18 protein-coding genes are annotated in these 16750 nt (G+C 38.3%); 7 read left to right on the top strand and 11 right to left on the bottom strand.

What is annotated here, in order from left to right:
• Positions 1-315: 315 nt before the first annotated feature.
• A complete protein-coding gene (gene typA, locus B7E05_RS17345; protein WP_080875380.1) occupies positions 316-2136 on the bottom strand; it encodes a translational GTPase TypA in 1821 nt (606 codons plus the stop codon).
• A 174-nt stretch (positions 2137-2310) separates the two neighbouring features.
• On the opposite strand from typA, the gene B7E05_RS17350 reads away from it, so the two are divergent.
• A complete protein-coding gene (locus B7E05_RS17350) occupies positions 2311-2640 on the top strand; it encodes a hypothetical protein (protein ID WP_080875381.1) in 330 nt (109 codons plus the stop codon).
• Between the two features lie 151 nt (positions 2641-2791).
• On the opposite strand, the gene B7E05_RS17355 is transcribed toward B7E05_RS17350, so the two are convergent.
• The gene (locus tag B7E05_RS17355; protein ID WP_080875382.1) at positions 2792-4162 is read right to left on the bottom strand and encodes a sensor histidine kinase; all 1371 of its coding nucleotides are present in this window, start codon (positions 4160-4162) and stop codon (positions 2792-2794) included.
• Between the two features lie 2 nt (positions 4163-4164).
• Positions 4165-4851 carry a response regulator transcription factor gene (locus B7E05_RS17360; RefSeq protein WP_080875383.1) on the bottom strand — a complete coding sequence of 229 codons (687 nt, stop codon included), beginning with the start codon at positions 4849-4851 and terminating at the stop codon, positions 4165-4167.
• Positions 4852-5200: 349 nt separating this feature from the next.
• Between B7E05_RS17360 and B7E05_RS17365 the strand changes: the two genes are divergently transcribed.
• Complete coding sequence (locus B7E05_RS17365; RefSeq protein ID WP_080875384.1) at positions 5201-6571, top strand: S1C family serine protease; 1371 nt, start codon at positions 5201-5203, stop codon at positions 6569-6571.
• A 205-nt stretch (positions 6572-6776) separates the two neighbouring features.
• A complete protein-coding gene (locus B7E05_RS17370; RefSeq protein WP_080875385.1) occupies positions 6777-7679 on the top strand; it encodes a zinc ribbon domain-containing protein in 903 nt (300 codons plus the stop codon).
• Positions 7680-7757: 78 nt separating this feature from the next.
• On the opposite strand, the gene B7E05_RS17375 is transcribed toward B7E05_RS17370, so the two are convergent.
• Positions 7758-8378 carry a TraR/DksA C4-type zinc finger protein gene (locus B7E05_RS17375; protein ID WP_080875386.1) on the bottom strand — a complete coding sequence of 207 codons (621 nt, stop codon included), beginning with the start codon at positions 8376-8378 and terminating at the stop codon, positions 7758-7760.
• Positions 8379-8552: 174 nt separating this feature from the next.
• Between B7E05_RS17375 and B7E05_RS17380 the strand changes: the two genes are divergently transcribed.
• Positions 8553-9512: an NAD(P)-dependent oxidoreductase gene (locus B7E05_RS17380; RefSeq protein WP_281252482.1), complete on the top strand. Its 960-nt coding sequence runs from the start codon at positions 8553-8555 to the stop codon at positions 9510-9512.
• A 440-nt stretch (positions 9513-9952) separates the two neighbouring features.
• Here the strand turns inward: B7E05_RS17380 and B7E05_RS17385 are convergent, their stop codons facing one another.
• The 5 genes from B7E05_RS17385 to B7E05_RS17405 form a co-directional block, all read right to left on the bottom strand.
• Positions 9953-10156 (bottom strand): cold shock domain-containing protein, encoded by a 204-nt coding sequence (locus B7E05_RS17385; RefSeq protein WP_281252483.1) that lies wholly within the window; start codon positions 10154-10156, stop codon positions 9953-9955.
• 400 nt (positions 10157-10556) lie between these two features.
• Positions 10557-10988: a spore coat protein gene (locus B7E05_RS17395; protein ID WP_080875389.1), complete on the bottom strand. Its 432-nt coding sequence runs from the start codon at positions 10986-10988 to the stop codon at positions 10557-10559.
• A gap of 34 nt (positions 10989-11022) precedes the next feature.
• The gene (locus B7E05_RS17400) at positions 11023-11562 is read right to left on the bottom strand and encodes a spore coat protein (protein ID WP_080875390.1); all 540 of its coding nucleotides are present in this window, start codon (positions 11560-11562) and stop codon (positions 11023-11025) included.
• A 50-nt stretch (positions 11563-11612) separates the two neighbouring features.
• Positions 11613-11780: a hypothetical protein gene (locus B7E05_RS22225; RefSeq protein WP_179134423.1), complete on the bottom strand. Its 168-nt coding sequence runs from the start codon at positions 11778-11780 to the stop codon at positions 11613-11615.
• Positions 11761-11970 carry a spore coat protein gene (locus B7E05_RS17405; RefSeq protein ID WP_080875391.1) on the bottom strand — a complete coding sequence of 70 codons (210 nt, stop codon included), beginning with the start codon at positions 11968-11970 and terminating at the stop codon, positions 11761-11763. The genes B7E05_RS22225 and B7E05_RS17405 overlap by 20 nt, the downstream gene beginning before the upstream one ends.
• Before the next feature lie 246 nt (positions 11971-12216).
• On the opposite strand from B7E05_RS17405, the gene trhO reads away from it, so the two are divergent.
• The gene (gene trhO / locus B7E05_RS17410) at positions 12217-13194 is read left to right on the top strand and encodes an oxygen-dependent tRNA uridine(34) hydroxylase TrhO (protein ID WP_080875392.1); all 978 of its coding nucleotides are present in this window, start codon (positions 12217-12219) and stop codon (positions 13192-13194) included.
• Between the two features lie 52 nt (positions 13195-13246).
• Here trhO and B7E05_RS17415 read toward each other — a convergent pair whose 3' ends face one another.
• Positions 13247-13927: a GNAT family N-acetyltransferase gene (locus B7E05_RS17415; RefSeq protein WP_245833288.1), complete on the bottom strand. Its 681-nt coding sequence runs from the start codon at positions 13925-13927 to the stop codon at positions 13247-13249.
• A 95-nt stretch (positions 13928-14022) separates the two neighbouring features.
• On the opposite strand from B7E05_RS17415, the gene B7E05_RS17420 reads away from it, so the two are divergent.
• The gene (locus tag B7E05_RS17420) at positions 14023-14502 is read left to right on the top strand and encodes a glutathione peroxidase (RefSeq protein WP_080875393.1); all 480 of its coding nucleotides are present in this window, start codon (positions 14023-14025) and stop codon (positions 14500-14502) included.
• 44 nt (positions 14503-14546) lie between these two features.
• Here B7E05_RS17420 and B7E05_RS17425 read toward each other — a convergent pair whose 3' ends face one another.
• Positions 14547-15722 (bottom strand): M20 family metallopeptidase, encoded by a 1176-nt coding sequence (locus B7E05_RS17425; RefSeq protein ID WP_080875394.1) that lies wholly within the window; start codon positions 15720-15722, stop codon positions 14547-14549.
• Positions 15723-16180: 458 nt separating this feature from the next.
• Between B7E05_RS17425 and B7E05_RS17430 the strand changes: the two genes are divergently transcribed.
• Entirely contained in the window at positions 16181-16750 is a 570-nt protein-coding gene (locus tag B7E05_RS17430) for a TRAP transporter small permease (protein WP_080875395.1), read from the top strand.

Raw genomic sequence — 16750 nt, forward strand, 5'->3', positions numbered from 1 at the left:
CTTTTTAACCAAAACTCACACCAAAATACTGACATAATTGTTATCCTTTCCCATTAAATCATATGAAATTTTACTTTTCAATCATTCAAATACTTCCTGTTACTGAAGAATTCTGATTATTATGTTAAAATAAAATAAATGGCATATATGCAGAAAGAGGCTTGAGATATGCACTTCTTAATGTTTTTTATTTTAGGCGGGATAGGTGTTGTTTTGATAGTCGTTTTATCGATATCCGCTTTACTGCGCTATTTTAAATCTTAAAAAAGAAAATGCAGGCAAATTTCTTAATGAAATCTGCCTGCATTTTGTTTTTTATTTTCTTTTTGCTGCTTTTTCACGTTCGTTCTTATTAAGGATTTTCTTACGGAGACGAATCGTTTCCGGTGTCACTTCACAATACTCGTCATCACTTAAATACTGTAATGCTTCCTCCAGCGACATTTCTTTAGTTTTACGAATCGTTGCTGTCTGGTCTTTGGTTGCAGAACGCACGTTCGTCAGGTGTTTTTCTCTCGTGATATTAACTGTTAAGTCATTTTCACGGTTGTGCTCCCCAACAATCATGCCCTCATACACTTCCGTACCAGGCGTAATAAAGATAACACCGCGGTCTTCCAAGTTCATAATACCGTAAGTGGAAGCTTTTCCTTTTTCAAGTGCAACAAGCACACCTTCACGGCGTCCGCCTACTTGTCCTTTAATAACAGGTTCAAATGCATCAAATGTATGGTTAATAATTCCGTAACCACGTGTTTGCGACATAAATTCGGTTGTATATCCCAAAAGTCCTCGAGACGGCACTTTGAACTCAATACGAACTTGCCCATTTCCCTGGTTAGCCATATCGAGCATTTCGCCTTTACGTTCTCCTAGGGATTCCATGATAGAACCGGTATGCTCTTCCGGAACATCTACTTGCACACGTTCCATCGGTTCACATTGGACGCCATCGATTTCCTTGATGATTACTTCCGGTTTTGATAATTGCAGTTCATAACCTTCACGACGCATGTTCTCAATAAGAATAGACAGATGTAGTTCCCCGCGTCCAGAAACCGTCCAGGCATCCGGTGAGCTGGTTGGTTCTACACGTAAACTTACATCGGTTTCTAATTCTTTTAATAAACGTTCCTCGATACGACGGGAAGTAATATATTTTCCTTCTTTCCCTGCGAATGGACTGTTATTGACAACAAACGTCATCTGCAAGGTTGGTTCGTCAATACGTAACCAAGGAAGCGGATCCGGATGCTCAGCCGGACATACGGTTTCACCGACGTTCAGATCTTCCATTCCAGCCAGTGCTACAATATCTCCAGAAACAGCTTCCTGAATTTCAACCCGTTTTAACCCGATAAAACCAAATAGTTTGGAGACACGGAAGGATTTTTGTGATCCATCTTCTTTTAATACTACAACCTGCTGCCCTACTTTGATAGATCCACGAACAACTCGTCCAACACCAATTCGTCCGACATAATCATTATAATCTAATAACGTTACTTGGAATTGCAGCGGTTCTTCTCTTGTATCAGCCGGTGCAGGAATATGCTCCATAATGGTGTTAAAGACTGGGTCCATTGTTTCCTGCTGATCATCTGGTTCTAAACCGGATGTTCCGTTTAATGCAGAAGCATAAACAACCGGGAATTCCAATTGGTTATCGTCTGCGCCAAGTTCAATAAATAAATCTAATACTTCATCAACGACCTCTCCCGGACGAGCATTGGGACGGTCCACTTTATTTAATACCACAATTGGTGTCAATTTTTGTTCCAAAGCTTTTTTCAATACGAAACGTGTTTGCGGCATCGTTCCTTCATAAGCGTCAACGACTAAGGCAACACCATCAACCATTTTCATAATACGCTCAACCTCACCGCCAAAGTCGGCGTGACCCGGTGTATCAAGGATATTAATCATCGAATCTTCGTATTTTACAGCTGTATTTTTAGCTAAGATCGTAATCCCGCGTTCACGTTCTATATCTCCAGAGTCCATCGCACGCTCATCGACGTGTTCATTTTCCCGAAAAGTTCCAGAATATCTTAATAGTTGATCCACTAATGTTGTTTTTCCGTGGTCAACGTGTGCAATAATCGCGATATTACGAATATCATTTCTTAATTGCATAAATAGTACGCTCCTCTAACATATCGAATGTAAAACCAATTTATTATATCATATAATGTAGAACATTGTAAAATTGTTTTTCTTTATTAGCATGTGTCTATTTCACATGAATTATTATAACAGGATATTCTGTGTTAAAATGCACAAAAGATTTTCAAAAAGGATGTTTTTTACATGTGGACACAGATACTCATCTCCTGTACACCTGTAGTTATCGTTATTCTCATCATGTTTTTTGCTAGTAGAAACCTGGAGAAAAAAGACGATGGAACAGTATTCAACTTCTTCCGTTTAACTTACCGGCGCAGATTCAAAAGAAACCTATGGGCTATCCCATTTGTGGTTGCCGCTTTGCTCGTCATCTTTTTCCTATCAGAATTTGCAACAATGTATAATATAATGTTGATTATTTTTTTCACTATATTGTTTCTTATTGAAATCTTCTACAATTACCACAAATGGAAAAAAGAAGAACGCAACGCTGCTACATCACAAGGAAACTGATTTATAAGATACCCTTTCTAAGCATAAAAGAAACTCAAAAATGACGTCGCATACGGTCAAATGGACAGTAAATATCCACTTTATCCTATAGAAAGACTTCTTTCGCACCTGTTCTGTTATCAGGCATAGAAAGAAGTCTTTTCTTCACTCTCTACGATTTAACTTTTTTATTCCCTTTCGGCTTATTGGAAACCGGAAGGCACATGGTAAATTTCGCTCCGCCTAATTTTTTCGATTGTCCAGCGTAGATTTTACCATTTGACTGTTCAATAATCGCACGGGCGATAGCCAGTCCCAAACCAGTTTCTCCCCCTTTTCCTTTGATAAACCGGTGGAATATCTTGTCCATATCTTCTTCAGAAATTCCTTTTCCATCATCCTCAATATCAAAATAGATATCATTCTTTTTCTTATACACATGAATGGATACCTCTTCTGAAGCATACCTGATGGCGTTAAATACAACATTGGAAACAGCCCGCAACAGTTTTTCTTCATCTGCATGCAACGTGATCGAACCATCCACCTTCTGATGAAGATCCAAGTTATTTTCATTAACGATCGGCAATGCTTTGCTCACAATTCCATCAACAAACGCCTGTACATCAATTTCTGTTTCTTCATACACATCCGGCTGGGAGTCTAATTTGGCAAGTAAAATCATTTCATTAATGATTTTCTTCAGCCTGTTCACCTCTGTAACCATGACATCTAATCCTTTTTCCGTATCTTTTTCATCAAAGATACCGTCACGGATTCCTTCTGCATAACCTTGAATCGTCATCAATGGCGTTTTCAGCTCATGGCTTGCATTTTGGAAGAAGGTTTGCTGCGAGTTCATATATTGCTCCAGTGTCTGTGACATCTCATAGACACTTTGTTCCACTTCTTTTATCTCTCCGGTAGCCCGAATTCGCTTCATTTGATCAAACTGGCGATTTTCTACCTTTTTTAATTCTTTCTTCAACAAGGATAACGGGGTAACCAGCTTATTCGTCATATAATAACTTAAAATTACCGCCGCTAAAGCACCAATTAAAAATACCCAAGCTAAGCGGAAGAAAAAGTTCTGCTGTACTGCTCTTAAATCATTGATGGGAGTTAATAAAATCAATTCCATCCCTGACTGTTCTGGAGAGAAAATGATTCGTTGCGTTACAAAACGATCATTCCCGTGCTGCCAAAGTGTTTCATCACTATTCTCAAAATCATTTTCCTCGAAAAACTCATTCACGACAGAAATAGACATGGTCGAAAATAAAACCGTATCTAAATTCCTGTCATATAAAAACAACTGCAAATCCTGATCTTGTAAAAAGGCATCAATATTTCGATATTCACTTGCGTCCTCATACTGTTCCGAAAGAAAACTGATCAGTAATTCACCCGTTTCTTCAAGCTGGCGCTGTTCATCCTGTATGAGCACATCTAAAACAAGGGAGTAAATAACCAGCCCGGCTGTTGTCATGATAACAAGCAGCAACGCTGTGAACGCAGCATTTAATTGCGATTGTAATTTCATTATTATGCTTCCTCATCTTTTCTTAAGCGATAACCGAATCCCCATACGGTCTCCAGAGGAATATCTTCCATCTTTTTACGGATTCGTTTCATTAAATCATCTACGGCACGGTCACTGCCAAAATAATCATCGCCCCATACTTTTACCAGCAGTTCTTCCCGGGAAAAAGCACGGTTGGGATTCTCCGCCAACAACAGCAGCATGTCGTATTCTTTTGCTGTTGTTTCATATTCTATCCCTTCAAAAAATACTCTGCGTTCATTTTTATAAACAAGAAGTTGATCTACCTTTACCCGGTCATCCGCTTCCTTATCAACAGAATTCGGCTGTACCCGTTTAAACAATCTTTTGATACGAGCGATAAGTTCCCTTGGGCTGAATGGTTTTGTTAAATAATCATCACTACCTAGCTCCAGACCTAGAATTTTGTCAATTTCCTCATCTTTAGCAGAAATAATAATGATGGGAACATCACTTTCATTACGGATCTTCTTACAAAATTCATAACCGTCCATTCCCGGAAGCATGATATCTAACACCCACATATCCGGCGGGTTATTTTCCCATAATGCCCAGCCATCTTCCGCATTATCCAGGACCGTTATCTGGTACCCTTCTTTTTTCAAATAAGCATCCACAATATCTTGTATATTTTTATCATCTTCTACCAACCCAATGTGATAAGACATGTATTTTCCACCTCTTTCGCCCTGTACTACATTGTAGTTTACCATCTACAGATTTGAAAAGACACTGCTCCAACAAATTCCCATAATACCGGCAACTGCGGCATTATGACATATCGTATTATTCTTATTTTTATGTTTATTATAAAAAGCAGAATGGGTAATTCTAATAAAAAGGGGATTAACCCCTTTATTTACAATTTTTTATTTTATACTATTTATTTTCACATGAATACCCCATATCTGACAAACCGGGGATAAGATTACACAGTTTTTACACAATTATACCAAAGGATTACCCTTGCTCCATACTATAATGAAATTAAATCAAATAACTTGGAGGTGCTTTACAATGAGTAATAATGATTTTGAAAATGAAAGAAATAATGATGTATCGAATGATTTCGAAAATAAAAATGACCCTTCAACGGATGAAGCATCGACAGTGCATACAAATAAATCGGAGCAAAATAGAACAATAGACGAACAACAGACAACATATGCTGCTTCACCGGAACAGAAGCCGCAAAGAGCCAAAAAATCAAGACGTTGGTTCAGCGGTTTTTTAGGTGGAGCAGTTGGCGGTATTGTTTCTTCCATACTCGTTATTTTGCTCTTAGGGAATCAATTATTGCCGGCTTCTGAAGGCGTTTCGGACTCATCAGGAGGAGAAAGTGCATCATCTGATACTTCCGAATCCATTGTTCCTACAATTGCTTCTGACGACGCAGATGTCTCTACGGATATTTCAGAAGTATCGCAAGCTGTTGTAGGAATCATTAATATGCAACAGCAAAGCTTATGGGACGATAGTGAGGAAGCAGGAACTGGTTCTGGCATCGTCTATAAAAAAGAAAATGGAAAAGCATATGTTATCACGAATAACCATGTGGTAGAAGGCGCTGAGCAGCTGCAAGTAGCTCTGGATGATGAACATCAAGTAGATGCGACCGTGCTTGGAACAGATGCTTTAACCGATTTGGCTGTGCTTGAAATCGATGGAGAATATGTCGATACAGTAGCTAATATGGGTTCTGATGAAGATGCGGAAGTCGGAGAAACGGTTATGGCTATTGGTAACCCGCTTGGAATGGAATTTAATAATAGTGTCACAAGAGGGATTATCAGCGGATTAAATCGTAATGTAGAAGTGGATACAAACGGAGATGGCGCTCCGGATTGGGTCACAGAGGTTCTGCAAACAGATGCAGCTATCAATCCTGGTAACAGCGGCGGCGCATTAGTGAATGAGAACGGGGATGTCATCGGAATTAACTCCATGAAAATCTCTCAAAGCCAGGTAGAAGGTATCGGCTTTGCTATTCCAATTGATGAGGCATTGCCAATCATTGACAAACTGGAAACAGACGGCGAGGTATCCCGCCCATTAATCGGCATTTCCACCGCCCCATTAAGCCAGGTACCACCGGAATATCAACAAGAAATTTCGTTGCCTGAAGATATAGAAGGCGGTATGGTTGTTGCTAATGTCCAATCTGGTTCACCAGCAGATAATGCAGACTTGCAGCAATTTGATGTCATTACAAAAATAAATGGCAATCCTGTCACATCCATTATTGATTTGCGGAAAGAATTGTTTGATCAAGGTCAAGCCGGAGAACATGTAGAAATCGAGTTTGCTCGGGATGGAGAATTGCATTCCATTACCTTGAAAATGGATGAATTGAAAGAAAACCAACCGCAGGAAAACCAACAAGGATAAAGAACATCATGAAGAGCAGTTTACCGGCATTTTGCTGGCAAACTGCTCTTTTTTTATGTTAAATGAATAAAGCGTTAAAATCGTTCATGAAAATGAGGATAATCAACTTAATCCTCTACCTATTCCTTTAAAAATCATATATAATGAACTATTAAAGCAAGATTTTTCCTTATCTTGCAGAATTATTGAGAGAGGAAGTGATTTTTTGATTTGCCCATCGTGTAATCAAGAAACGGAGGAAGGAAAGTTTTGTACGAATTGCGGCTCCCCATTGCACCAACAGGGTGAACCGGAAAGTACATCAACAGAAAGGAATGCAGAGGTACATACGGAAACACCTCAACAAGAAAGTGCTACAACATCCGAAGCGAGTTCCGAAGCATCTCAGTTCAATGCAACGTTCGAGAAAGTAAAAACAGGGTCCAATAACTACTGGAATTATTTTATTACTCGAATTAAAAACCCAAACGTTGCTTTTAAAGATAATGAGTCGCATGTGACAAATTCTATTATTACGGCAATTATATTGTCACTTGCTACTGTATTATTTTTTTACGGAATTCTTAATACATTATTTAACGATACTCGTTCCTTTGGAAGTAATGAATCATTAAGCAATTATGTACCTTTTTTCTCCACTATCCTGAAGGGAATACTTATTTTTATCATTCTTTTCTTTGCCGGACTCATTGCGAACTTTACTACATTTAAACTTGTAAAGCACCCTATTTCTTTTATACATCAATTTACTCGTTATACAGGGACTCTTGTACCATTTACTGGTTTATTTGTTGCTTTAGCTATATTATCTCTGTTAGGAATTGTTAAGATTGATTTATGGGATATACTTTCCAGAGGAATACAAATTATAGAAACAGGATCGTACGGAACTTTTCCATGGGGCATAGCCTTTATCACTTTTTTGTTTATCATTATAATGTATGTTAACCCTTTAATTCATATGATGTATGCACTTATCCAAGAAAAAACAAAGCTGAGTTTTTATTTTACGATTGTGTCATTTATAATAACCTTAGTTATCGTTGGAGTTTTGAATAACTTTTTTATTACGGATACAATTACAAACATAATTGAACCCATAGATTGATATCTAAATTTTCTTTAGAACCCCCGGACAAATGAGCTTCCTGATTAGGAAACAGTGTCCGGGGGTTATTTTATTCCATCACTCTTCTTCTTTATCCAGTGCATCTTCATACGCTTCATGATTGGGCATAACTCCTGTATACTTCCCTTCTATATCTGCGCCTAGAAAGTCTTCCACTTCTATATTATCGGAACTTTCTTGCCCATCTTCTGGAATTCCGGTACCGTCGTGATAATCCGGGGTATAACTGGAAGTTCCATATTGCTGTACATCTTCCCAGCTGTTCTCACCGCCATCTTCCCTTACTTTAAACGTTTCTTTGGGGGTTGTTTCCCCATGGAATGCCCACTGCTCGGCATGCTGCTTGCAACAATCTGCAGTTGGTAAAGCTTCCAGCCGTTCCGGTTCAATATTTCCTCCACATACCTTGCAAATTCCATAAGTTCCTTCTTCCATCGCATGAATTGCCTTATTGATGTCCTCTAGTTCCGATTCAGCATGCCGCTCCAGAGCACTATCCTTTTCCCGTTCAAAAAGCTCCGTTCCTGTATCAGCAGGATGATTATCATAATTGGATAATTCACCTATTACCTCCTGACTGAACTCATATTTCATTTCTGTCTTTTCATTTACCCGTTCAATTAACTCCTCTTGTCTTGCAAGCAGACGCTGCTTCAGCTGTTCCATATTTACTTTCATTATTTTCTCCCCCTTCTGTCCATCCTTGAGCAAACTGCTGTTTTTATATCATGAAATCATTTTATACTATATGTAACCAGCATAATTCGATTCACGGCAATCGTTACCAAGTTTCGTTTGATCATTAAAATATATTTTATGCTATTATTAGATAAGTTGTTCCTTTAAAAATGGTTGCGTTTTGCCAATTTTCGTGACAAGCTTAAGATAAATATTTTTACAAAGGAGACGGATAAAATGGTAACTGCATCAACAGCATCAATCGGTTTTATTGGTTTAGGCGTTATGGGGAAAAGCATGGTTAAAAATTTGATGAATGCCGGCTATAGCCTGCATGTTTACACCAGAACAAAATCAAAAGCAGAAGAACTATTGGAACTTGGCGCAGATTGGCATGAGAACCCGGCCAGTGTAGCTCAGGCAAGTGATGTGATTATTACAATGGTTGGTTATCCGGTGGATGTACAAAATGTTTATTTTGGAGATCAAGGTATTTTAAATCATGCCAAAAAAGGGGCTTATGTCGTTGATATGACTACGTCCAAGCCCAGTTTGGCAATTGAAATTTACGAAGAGGCAAAAAACAAAGGTTTCACCGCTTTAGATGCACCAGTTTCCGGGGGAGATATCGGTGCAAAAAATGGAACGATGGCAATTATGGTTGGCGGAGACAAGGAAGCCTACCATGAAGTCGCTCCGATTTTCCGTGTTCTCGGAGAAAGAATTACGTTACTTGGACCGGCAGGAGCAGGACAGCATACAAAAATGGCCAACCAAATTGCGATTGCAACAAATATGATTGGCGTTTGTGAATCCATTCTTTATGCAAGAAAAGCCGGATTAGATGCAGAAGAAGTACTCGCCACGATTTCTACCGGAGCTGCTGCAAGCTTTTCCTTATCCAATTTAGGTAAAAGAATGATTGAAAAAGATTATGAGCCCGGATTTTATGTAAAACATTTTATTAAAGATATGGAGATCGCCTTAGAATCAGCTCACAATATGGGAATGCCGGCACCTGGGCTGGAGTTGGCACTAAATCTTTATAAAGATTTAGCTGATATGGGCGAGGCAGACAGCGGAACGCAAGCGTTAATTAAATTACTCGCACATGAAGCAGAAATGACACTATAAGTGCGTGTTCAAAAAGTCTGATAAATAGGACCAAGTCGGTTAAGAACGCGACGTCCTGGGGTTGCGATTACTCACCCCATCGAAAAGCGTTGTCGCAACACCGACACTAGCACGTCCTGGGACTGCGATTACTCGCCCCACCGGAAACATTTGTGCGTCGGAAGTTCAAGGCGACGAGCTTTTTCCAAACGGACTTCTCGCGTGTTGTGGTGACTTCTACGTTGCCCACACGACGTGGGCGTTCTTAGTAGAAGTTCCTCTATGCCCTATATACGTGAGTATTGGAATTTGCTAGTCAACGCAGAAATTCGCCGCGTCATTTTTATTGGATTTTTTGAACATCCTCTATAACAAAATACTTTTCAGCCATTTTAAAAACCTCGAATGTCTCTAGAAAACATTCGAGGTTTTTTCATTCGTTTATATCATTCGTATTCGAATTAAAGACGAACAACGTTTGCAGCTTGTGGGCCACGGTTGCCTTCTACAATTTCGAATTCAACATCTTGACCTTCTTCAAGTGTTTTGAATCCTTCAGCTTGAATTGCAGAGAAGTGTACGAATACGTCGTCTCCGTCTTCACGCTCGATGAAACCAAAACCTTTTTCTGCATTAAACCATTTTACTTTACCAGTCATTAACATGACCTCCTTATACAAGATATGCAAAGTCATTGAAACTAAATACTTTTACACCGTCTTGAAAAAGAGATCGTAAAGTATTCTTGTAACTCCAATTACCTTTTGCAATTATTATTTTAACCCCTTTCATAAAAAATTGCAAGTAAATATCAACGTATACTATCAAACAAAATTCGACGTTTTTCAACGGAAGAAGCGTTTTCATATAGAGACAGCATCTTCGTTCATAAAAACCATTTATTTTTATAAATGCTAAAAATAGGAATTCGAAAATCGTTCCCTTTCAAAAAAGATAAGATGCTACCATGGTATACACTTCTTCATGAATGAAACTCCCTTTATAAGTTCTATAAAGAGAGTTTCATATCAAAAGATTATCCCTGTTTTTTCCCGCACAAAAAGCTTATAAAATATCCAGACTGACTACGATTGCCACCAGCAATTGAATTAACAGTTGAACATTGATTGCAACATCAATATCTGTGGTTGTTATATTGACGTCTTTTGATTTTTCAACAATGGTTTTTTGACGGTTGCTTTGTTTCGTTTTCATCACTTGGTCTAAATCCTGGAAAACAGCCTTTGCCTTATCCGAATCAGCTAATGTTATACTGAGCACAACGGCAATAGCTACTTCAATCCCTACTTGTAAGTTGATTGCTGCTTGCGTATCTGTGGTTGTTACCGTTACTCCTTCAGAGTCCTTGATAATAATCCATTCCTCGGAAGACTGCTTTGTTAAGCTTTGTTGTTTGGCTGCTTCGTCTACATCTGCTTGATTATTTTGATTGTCATCACAGTAATCTAAGGCTCTCCACTCTTTTTTTTGCATCATTTTTTTCAACACTCCTTTCTACACCATATTTGGATTACAGAATATCAATCATGATTACCAAAGCAATGAGTATTTGTAAAAGCAACTGAATATTTACTGAAATATCCGTATCCGCAGTTGTCACGGTTGCATCTTTTGTATTATAAATAAATATTTTTTGTTTATTTACCTGACTGGCGCTGATTGTTTGCATTAATTCTTGTTCTATTTCATCTTCATCGGAAGAATCGGCAATAGATAAACGAATAACAATGGAAATGGCTAATTGCAGCGCGGCTTGCAAAGATGCACCAATCTGCGTATCGGTTGAACTTACTGTGATATTGCATGATTCTTTGACCCAGATAACTTCTGCAGATTCCTGCTCCATATACGAATATTCATCTCCAGTTTGAACAACATTGGTCTCCCCAAAATTCGGGCTAAAGGAATTGTCATGATAAGCTGGTGCTGATTGATAATTATTTGTGTCACAGTCATAATCATTTTCTTTCGGAGGACACACATAGTCGTCTCTATATAAGTCCTCATGGAAACGATTGGTATTTTCTGTTTTACTTCTGTAGACAGACATCGACTAACACTCCTTTCTTCAAGTTCTAAATTAATTTATGGTATTGATAACTATACTTCCTGTACACCCGCACAAAGAACACGGAAAATAACAAAATCACCTAGTCCAAATTTCAGGACAATATGCAGCATAAAAATATAATATGCTCCTATAAAAAATGTGAAGAAATAATGGATTTTCTTCACATTTTTATAGAAATTATTCTGATTTGGATTCATTTCTTTTTTCCTGAAATTCCTCTACCTGTGCTTTTAAATCGGTCACCATTTCTTTTAACATTTCACGCTGCTTCTCAGATAGGTTATTTTTCACCTCTTCCGGTTTGATCCCATTCTTCCGGAAGACACTATCCACCATCACTTCAACTAATTTATCAGACATCACTGGTTTATCGGATGATCCGCTCATTTGTTCAGCCTCCTTCCTTCATAGATACTTTATCTTATGGAAGAAAAGTTCATATTGACTATGCTTCCGACTAAGTCCATTTTACAAAGTTGGACACTATACGGACACAAACCTTTAATGATACTATTCAGGGGCTGGAATCAAGTTAAAAAAAGTGGTAGAATAATGAGTTGCAAGACGAAAAATGAATAAACGAAACCAGACTCATTTGTATCTTGCAAATATAAATGAACAGGTGGTAAACAAATGGAAACAAATCAGGAATATCAAGTTTTACTTTATTACAACTATGTGCATATTGAAGATCCAGAAACTTTTGCGGCTGAGCATCTTCAATATTGTAAAGAACTTGGATTAAAAGGACGTATTTTAGTAGCTGAAGAAGGCATTAATGGAACTGTTTCAGGTACGATAGAACAGACAAATGCATATATGGAGCATATGCATGCTGATTCCCGCTTTGAAGATATGACATTCAAAGTAGATGCGCATGATCAACATGCTTTCAAAAAAATGCATGTACGTCCAAGAAATGAATTAGTTACGCTGCGTTTAGAAGAAGATATTAACCCATTAGAAACAACCGGCAACTATTTGGAGCCGAAAGAATTCTATGAAGCATTACAGGACGAAGATACCGTTGTATTGGATGCCCGCAACGATTATGAATATGATCTGGGACATTTCCGCGGCGCAATCCGTCCAGATATTAAGACCTTCCGTGAATTACCGGATTGGGTCCAAGAAAACAAAGAAATGCTTGAAGATAAAAAAATTGTTACGTATTGTACAGGCGGTATCCGCTGCGAGAAATTCAGCGGCTGGCTGAAAGATGAAGGATTTGAGGATGTCAGTCAGTTACATGGCGGGATCGTGTCGTATGGAAAAGATCCTGAAGTGCAAGGTGAATTATGGGATGGACAGCTTTACGTATTTGATGAGCGTATCAGCGTTCCGGTTAACCAAAAAGAACATATCATTATCGGAAAAGATTACTTTGACGGAGAACCTTGTGAACGCTACGTAAACTGCGCCAATCCGGAATGCAATCGACAAATGCTTGCTTCTGAGGAAAATGAACATAAATATTTACGCGGATGTACACACGAATGCCGTGTAACATCACGTAACCTTTATGTGAAAGAACATGATTTATCCACCGAAGAAATTCAAGAACGCTTAGCAGCTATTGGCGAAACACTTCCGGAGCAAACAACCGTTTAACCATATAGGATACAAAACAGGCTGGAGAGTCTATTCTCCAGCCTGTTTTGTATTATTTCTGATAAACGATTATCCAGTCAGTGTCTGATTTTTTCATCTCTACCCCCATGTAACCTTCTTCTATCAGCTTTATTTGGCCACCAATATCCTTTATATCTATTTCCCTTTGTTCTTTCGACCCGGTATCTTTTAATGCTAAATCATTGCAATAAATATAACGCAGCTTTCCGCCATACTTTGCCTTTACTTGATAAATACGCATTCCTAATGCAAATTTATCCTTCATACTCGGAATATTCCCGGGCGCAACGGTCGCTAAAATATAGCGAAACTTGGTTGTATCTAATTGCTCCATCATAAATTCGCCCATTTTAGTTTGTAAATGATTGCCACGGTAATCTGGATGTACATTGGAAATCTCCGAATAGATGATTTCTGCAGCATGTTCTTTTGTCAAACCAATATCCTTTCCTAACCCTTCTTCATCTGCAACTGGATTCAGAAACGCGCGGAAAGCAATCAGCTTTTCCTGATGAAAAATACCAACCATCAGCGGCTCTCCTTCTAAAATAGAACGGAACTCGGCTTCATCTAAGGTTGCTAATCTTGCTTTATCTTCCAATGCTTCATAAACTACCGTTTGCAATTCTAAAATATCGGGTAAATCAGTAGTAGTGAGGTAACGTAAAAAAGCATCTTGTTCTGCATTTTTTAGCGGCATCTTTTTTATCATTTCAGTCACAAATAAACGTCCTTTCTTGTTATAATACAAATGGCATTATTTTGATGCATCTACATCTTATCATTTTTCGAGGTGGGGTATACAATATGACAACAATCTATGATTTTTCAGCAAAAACAATTGACGGGGAAGAAAAACAGCTGTCCGATTATGAGGGGAAAGTGTTGCTCATCGTAAACACAGCTAGCAAATGCGGCTTCACCCCTCAGTTCGAAGGTTTACAAAAGCTGCATGACCAGTATAAAGAACAGAACTTTGAAGTACTTGGCTTTCCATGCAATCAGTTTGGTCATCAAGACCCGGGAGCAGACGAAGAGATTAATCAATTTTGTCAAAAAAACTATGGGGTCACTTTTCCAATGTTTTCCAAAGTTGATGTTAAAGGAAAAAATGCACACCCGCTTTTTGACTTCTTAACAAGTGAACAAAAAGGCATCTTAGGGGAACAAATTAAGTGGAATTTTACGAAGTTCCTGATTGATACAGATGGAAAAGTGGCAAAACGATTTGGTCCGCAAAAAAATCCGGATACAATAGAAACAGATATTGAAGCGCTTCTAAACTAGAAAACAGCTGGGGAAGGATTATTTCCCCAGCTGTTTTCTAGTTACTAAACGGACGCCTCTTCTTCATTTTTATGGAATTCTTCTTTCATTGCTTGGACCGTATCTTCACTTGCCAATAAATCATAGCCTGTTTTTGCCAGAGATAATGCACCTTCATACAAAGCTGCATGGCCATCTTCTGTAATGGTTTGATCCGCAAACTCTTTCGTATGCGCAATAATTCCAGCTTTGTTTAAGCCGATATAAGGGTGAATTGCCGGTACCACTTGGCTGACATTCCCCATATCAATTGAGCCGTAGCTTTCTTTTGAACTGTAAACAGGAAGCCTGCTTGTCTCTTTTAAATTGGCTGTAAATAAATCGGATAATACTTTATTTGTCGTCATATCATCATAGCTTAATTCGTAATTGGATATATTCAATGTTGCTCCTGTCATTGAAGCAGCACCTTCTGCAATATTTTTTACCTTCTCTACTACTTCATTAAGGTAAGAACGATCTGCCGCCCGAACATAAAATTGGGCAACTGCTTTATCAGGCACGACATTGGCAGCCTCTCCCCCTTCCGCAATCACACCATGAATGCGGACATCTGATTTGACATGCTGTCTTAATGCATTAATACCGTTAAATAATTGCAACACACTGTCTAGTGCATTGATTCCTTCTTCCGGAGCAGCTGCAGCATGTGCTGTTTTTCCATGATATTCGAATTGAATCGCATCCATGGCCAAGGAGTCGCCGCTTTCCTGCGACACATCATTCGGATGTAAAATCATCGCTGCGTCGATACCATCAAATACACCCTGCTCACTCATTGGGACTTTCGCTCCGTTTGTCTCTTCTGCCGGTGTACCAAAGACATGAACCGTTCCGCCAATGTCATCAATAATTTTACTTAAAATGACGCCAGCGCCGACACTCATTGTTCCAATCAGGTTATGTCCGCAGCCGTGCCCAACTCCCGGGAGTGCATCATATTCAGCCAAGTAGGCAATCGCCGGACCTGGCTTACCACTTGCATAGGTTGCTTTAAATGCAGTATCACGGCCAACAATTCCTTTTTCGACGTCAAATTGATGTGCTGTTAAATAATCTGTCAGCAACTTCATCGATTCATATTCTTGATCTCCCAGTTCCGGATTATTAAAAATCGTATCGCTTAGGCTCGTTAAATCTTTGATTACTGTATCTAATTCTTTTTTTAAACTTGCTTTCATATTTATTCCCTCACTCAATGTATATATATTAGTTATTATGTATATTTATAACACACCAAAACAAGCTTATGCAATAGATGGTATAGAAAAGTATCTATTCGGATAATTAAGACAAGATATGTTTTTTTACATTGTTTTGATTTAAGAATGTAAATGAACAGCCATTTTAAAATGGTTTATAAGTATTTCAGACCTTAGAGGCGTATTCAGGATGATATAGCAGTTTATTTAAGCTATTTTAAATATTTGCAGAATTTTATCACTTTTAGAGGTTTTATTCCATTATAGCCCGTTTGAATAGATTGAAACATTTCTGTAACATGAAGTAAATAATTGACTTATCGATTGGATGAGTCTTATGGAAGATGTTCAAAAAGACTAGGAAAAACGTTCTTCTGCCATTTCAGACCGTTTCCACAGTTTTTTGGGCGTATATTTAATAGAGGAGGAACAACGTATTGAAAATTCTGCAATGGATTGATAAAGCTTTTATGAAGCTGGAAGAGTTTATTCTGAGCTTCTCTATCATCCTGATTTCCTTCATGATTATCGGTAATGTGATTGCAAGAGAAGTTTTTAATTCCGGCGCTTTTTACTTTGCTTATGAAGTTAGCCAATTTGCAATTGTGATTGCAACGTTTATGGGAATTGCTTATGCAGCAAGAAAAGGGAGACATATCAGTATGTCCGCATTTTATGATTTTGCCCCATTTAAAGTGCGTAAAGTAATGATGATTATCATTAACCTCGTTGCAGGTATTTTTATGTTTATACTTGCATACTTCTCCTACAGCTTTGTGATATTCGAATATAATACAGGAGCTGTTACAACGTCCCTGGAGCTTCCAAGATATCTTATGGGTATATTTATCCCAATTGGTTTCTTATCAGCAGGTATCCAATATTTACGGAATACTTATATTAACTTCACTCAAAAAGCAAAAAGTACTGTATATATAGGAATCGACGCTCCAGATTATAATGATCAGAAGAAACGAGATGTCACATTAGAGGATATCAATTTGTAA

This window comes from Oceanobacillus timonensis (assembly GCF_900166635.1).
In the GTDB taxonomy this organism is placed as follows: domain Bacteria; phylum Bacillota; class Bacilli; order Bacillales; family Amphibacillaceae; genus Oceanobacillus; species Oceanobacillus timonensis.

Excerpts from the sequence above, each read along its gene's own strand:
- B7E05_RS22225 (WP_179134423.1), bottom strand. The coding sequence starts at position 11,780 with ATGAATCCAAATCAGAATAATTTCTATAAAAATGTGAAGAAAATCCAT.
- B7E05_RS17395 (WP_080875389.1), bottom strand. The coding sequence starts at position 10,988 with ATGATGCAAAAAAAAGAGTGGAGAGCCTTAGATTACTGTGATGACAAT.
- B7E05_RS17365 (WP_080875384.1), top strand. The coding sequence starts at position 5,201 with ATGAGTAATAATGATTTTGAAAATGAAAGAAATAATGATGTATCGAAT.
- B7E05_RS17425 (WP_080875394.1), bottom strand. The coding sequence starts at position 15,722 with ATGAAAGCAAGTTTAAAAAAAGAATTAGATACAGTAATCAAAGATTTA.
- B7E05_RS17400 (WP_080875390.1), bottom strand. The coding sequence starts at position 11,562 with ATGTCTGTCTACAGAAGTAAAACAGAAAATACCAATCGTTTCCATGAG.
- B7E05_RS17385 (WP_281252483.1), bottom strand. The coding sequence starts at position 10,156 with ATGTTAATGACTGGTAAAGTAAAATGGTTTAATGCAGAAAAAGGTTTT.
- B7E05_RS17350 (WP_080875381.1), top strand. The coding sequence starts at position 2,311 with ATGTGGACACAGATACTCATCTCCTGTACACCTGTAGTTATCGTTATT.
- B7E05_RS17405 (WP_080875391.1), bottom strand. The coding sequence starts at position 11,970 with ATGAGCGGATCATCCGATAAACCAGTGATGTCTGATAAATTAGTTGAA.
- B7E05_RS17420 (WP_080875393.1), top strand. The coding sequence starts at position 14,023 with ATGACAACAATCTATGATTTTTCAGCAAAAACAATTGACGGGGAAGAA.
- B7E05_RS17360 (WP_080875383.1), bottom strand. The coding sequence starts at position 4,851 with ATGTCTTATCACATTGGGTTGGTAGAAGATGATAAAAATATACAAGAT.
- typA (WP_080875380.1), bottom strand. The coding sequence starts at position 2,136 with ATGCAATTAAGAAATGATATTCGTAATATCGCGATTATTGCACACGTT.
- trhO (WP_080875392.1), top strand. The coding sequence starts at position 12,217 with ATGGAAACAAATCAGGAATATCAAGTTTTACTTTATTACAACTATGTG.
- B7E05_RS17375 (WP_080875386.1), bottom strand. The coding sequence starts at position 8,378 with ATGAAAGTAAATATGGAACAGCTGAAGCAGCGTCTGCTTGCAAGACAA.
- B7E05_RS17355 (WP_080875382.1), bottom strand. The coding sequence starts at position 4,162 with ATGAAATTACAATCGCAATTAAATGCTGCGTTCACAGCGTTGCTGCTT.
- B7E05_RS17415 (WP_245833288.1), bottom strand. The coding sequence starts at position 13,927 with ATGATAAAAAAGATGCCGCTAAAAAATGCAGAACAAGATGCTTTTTTA.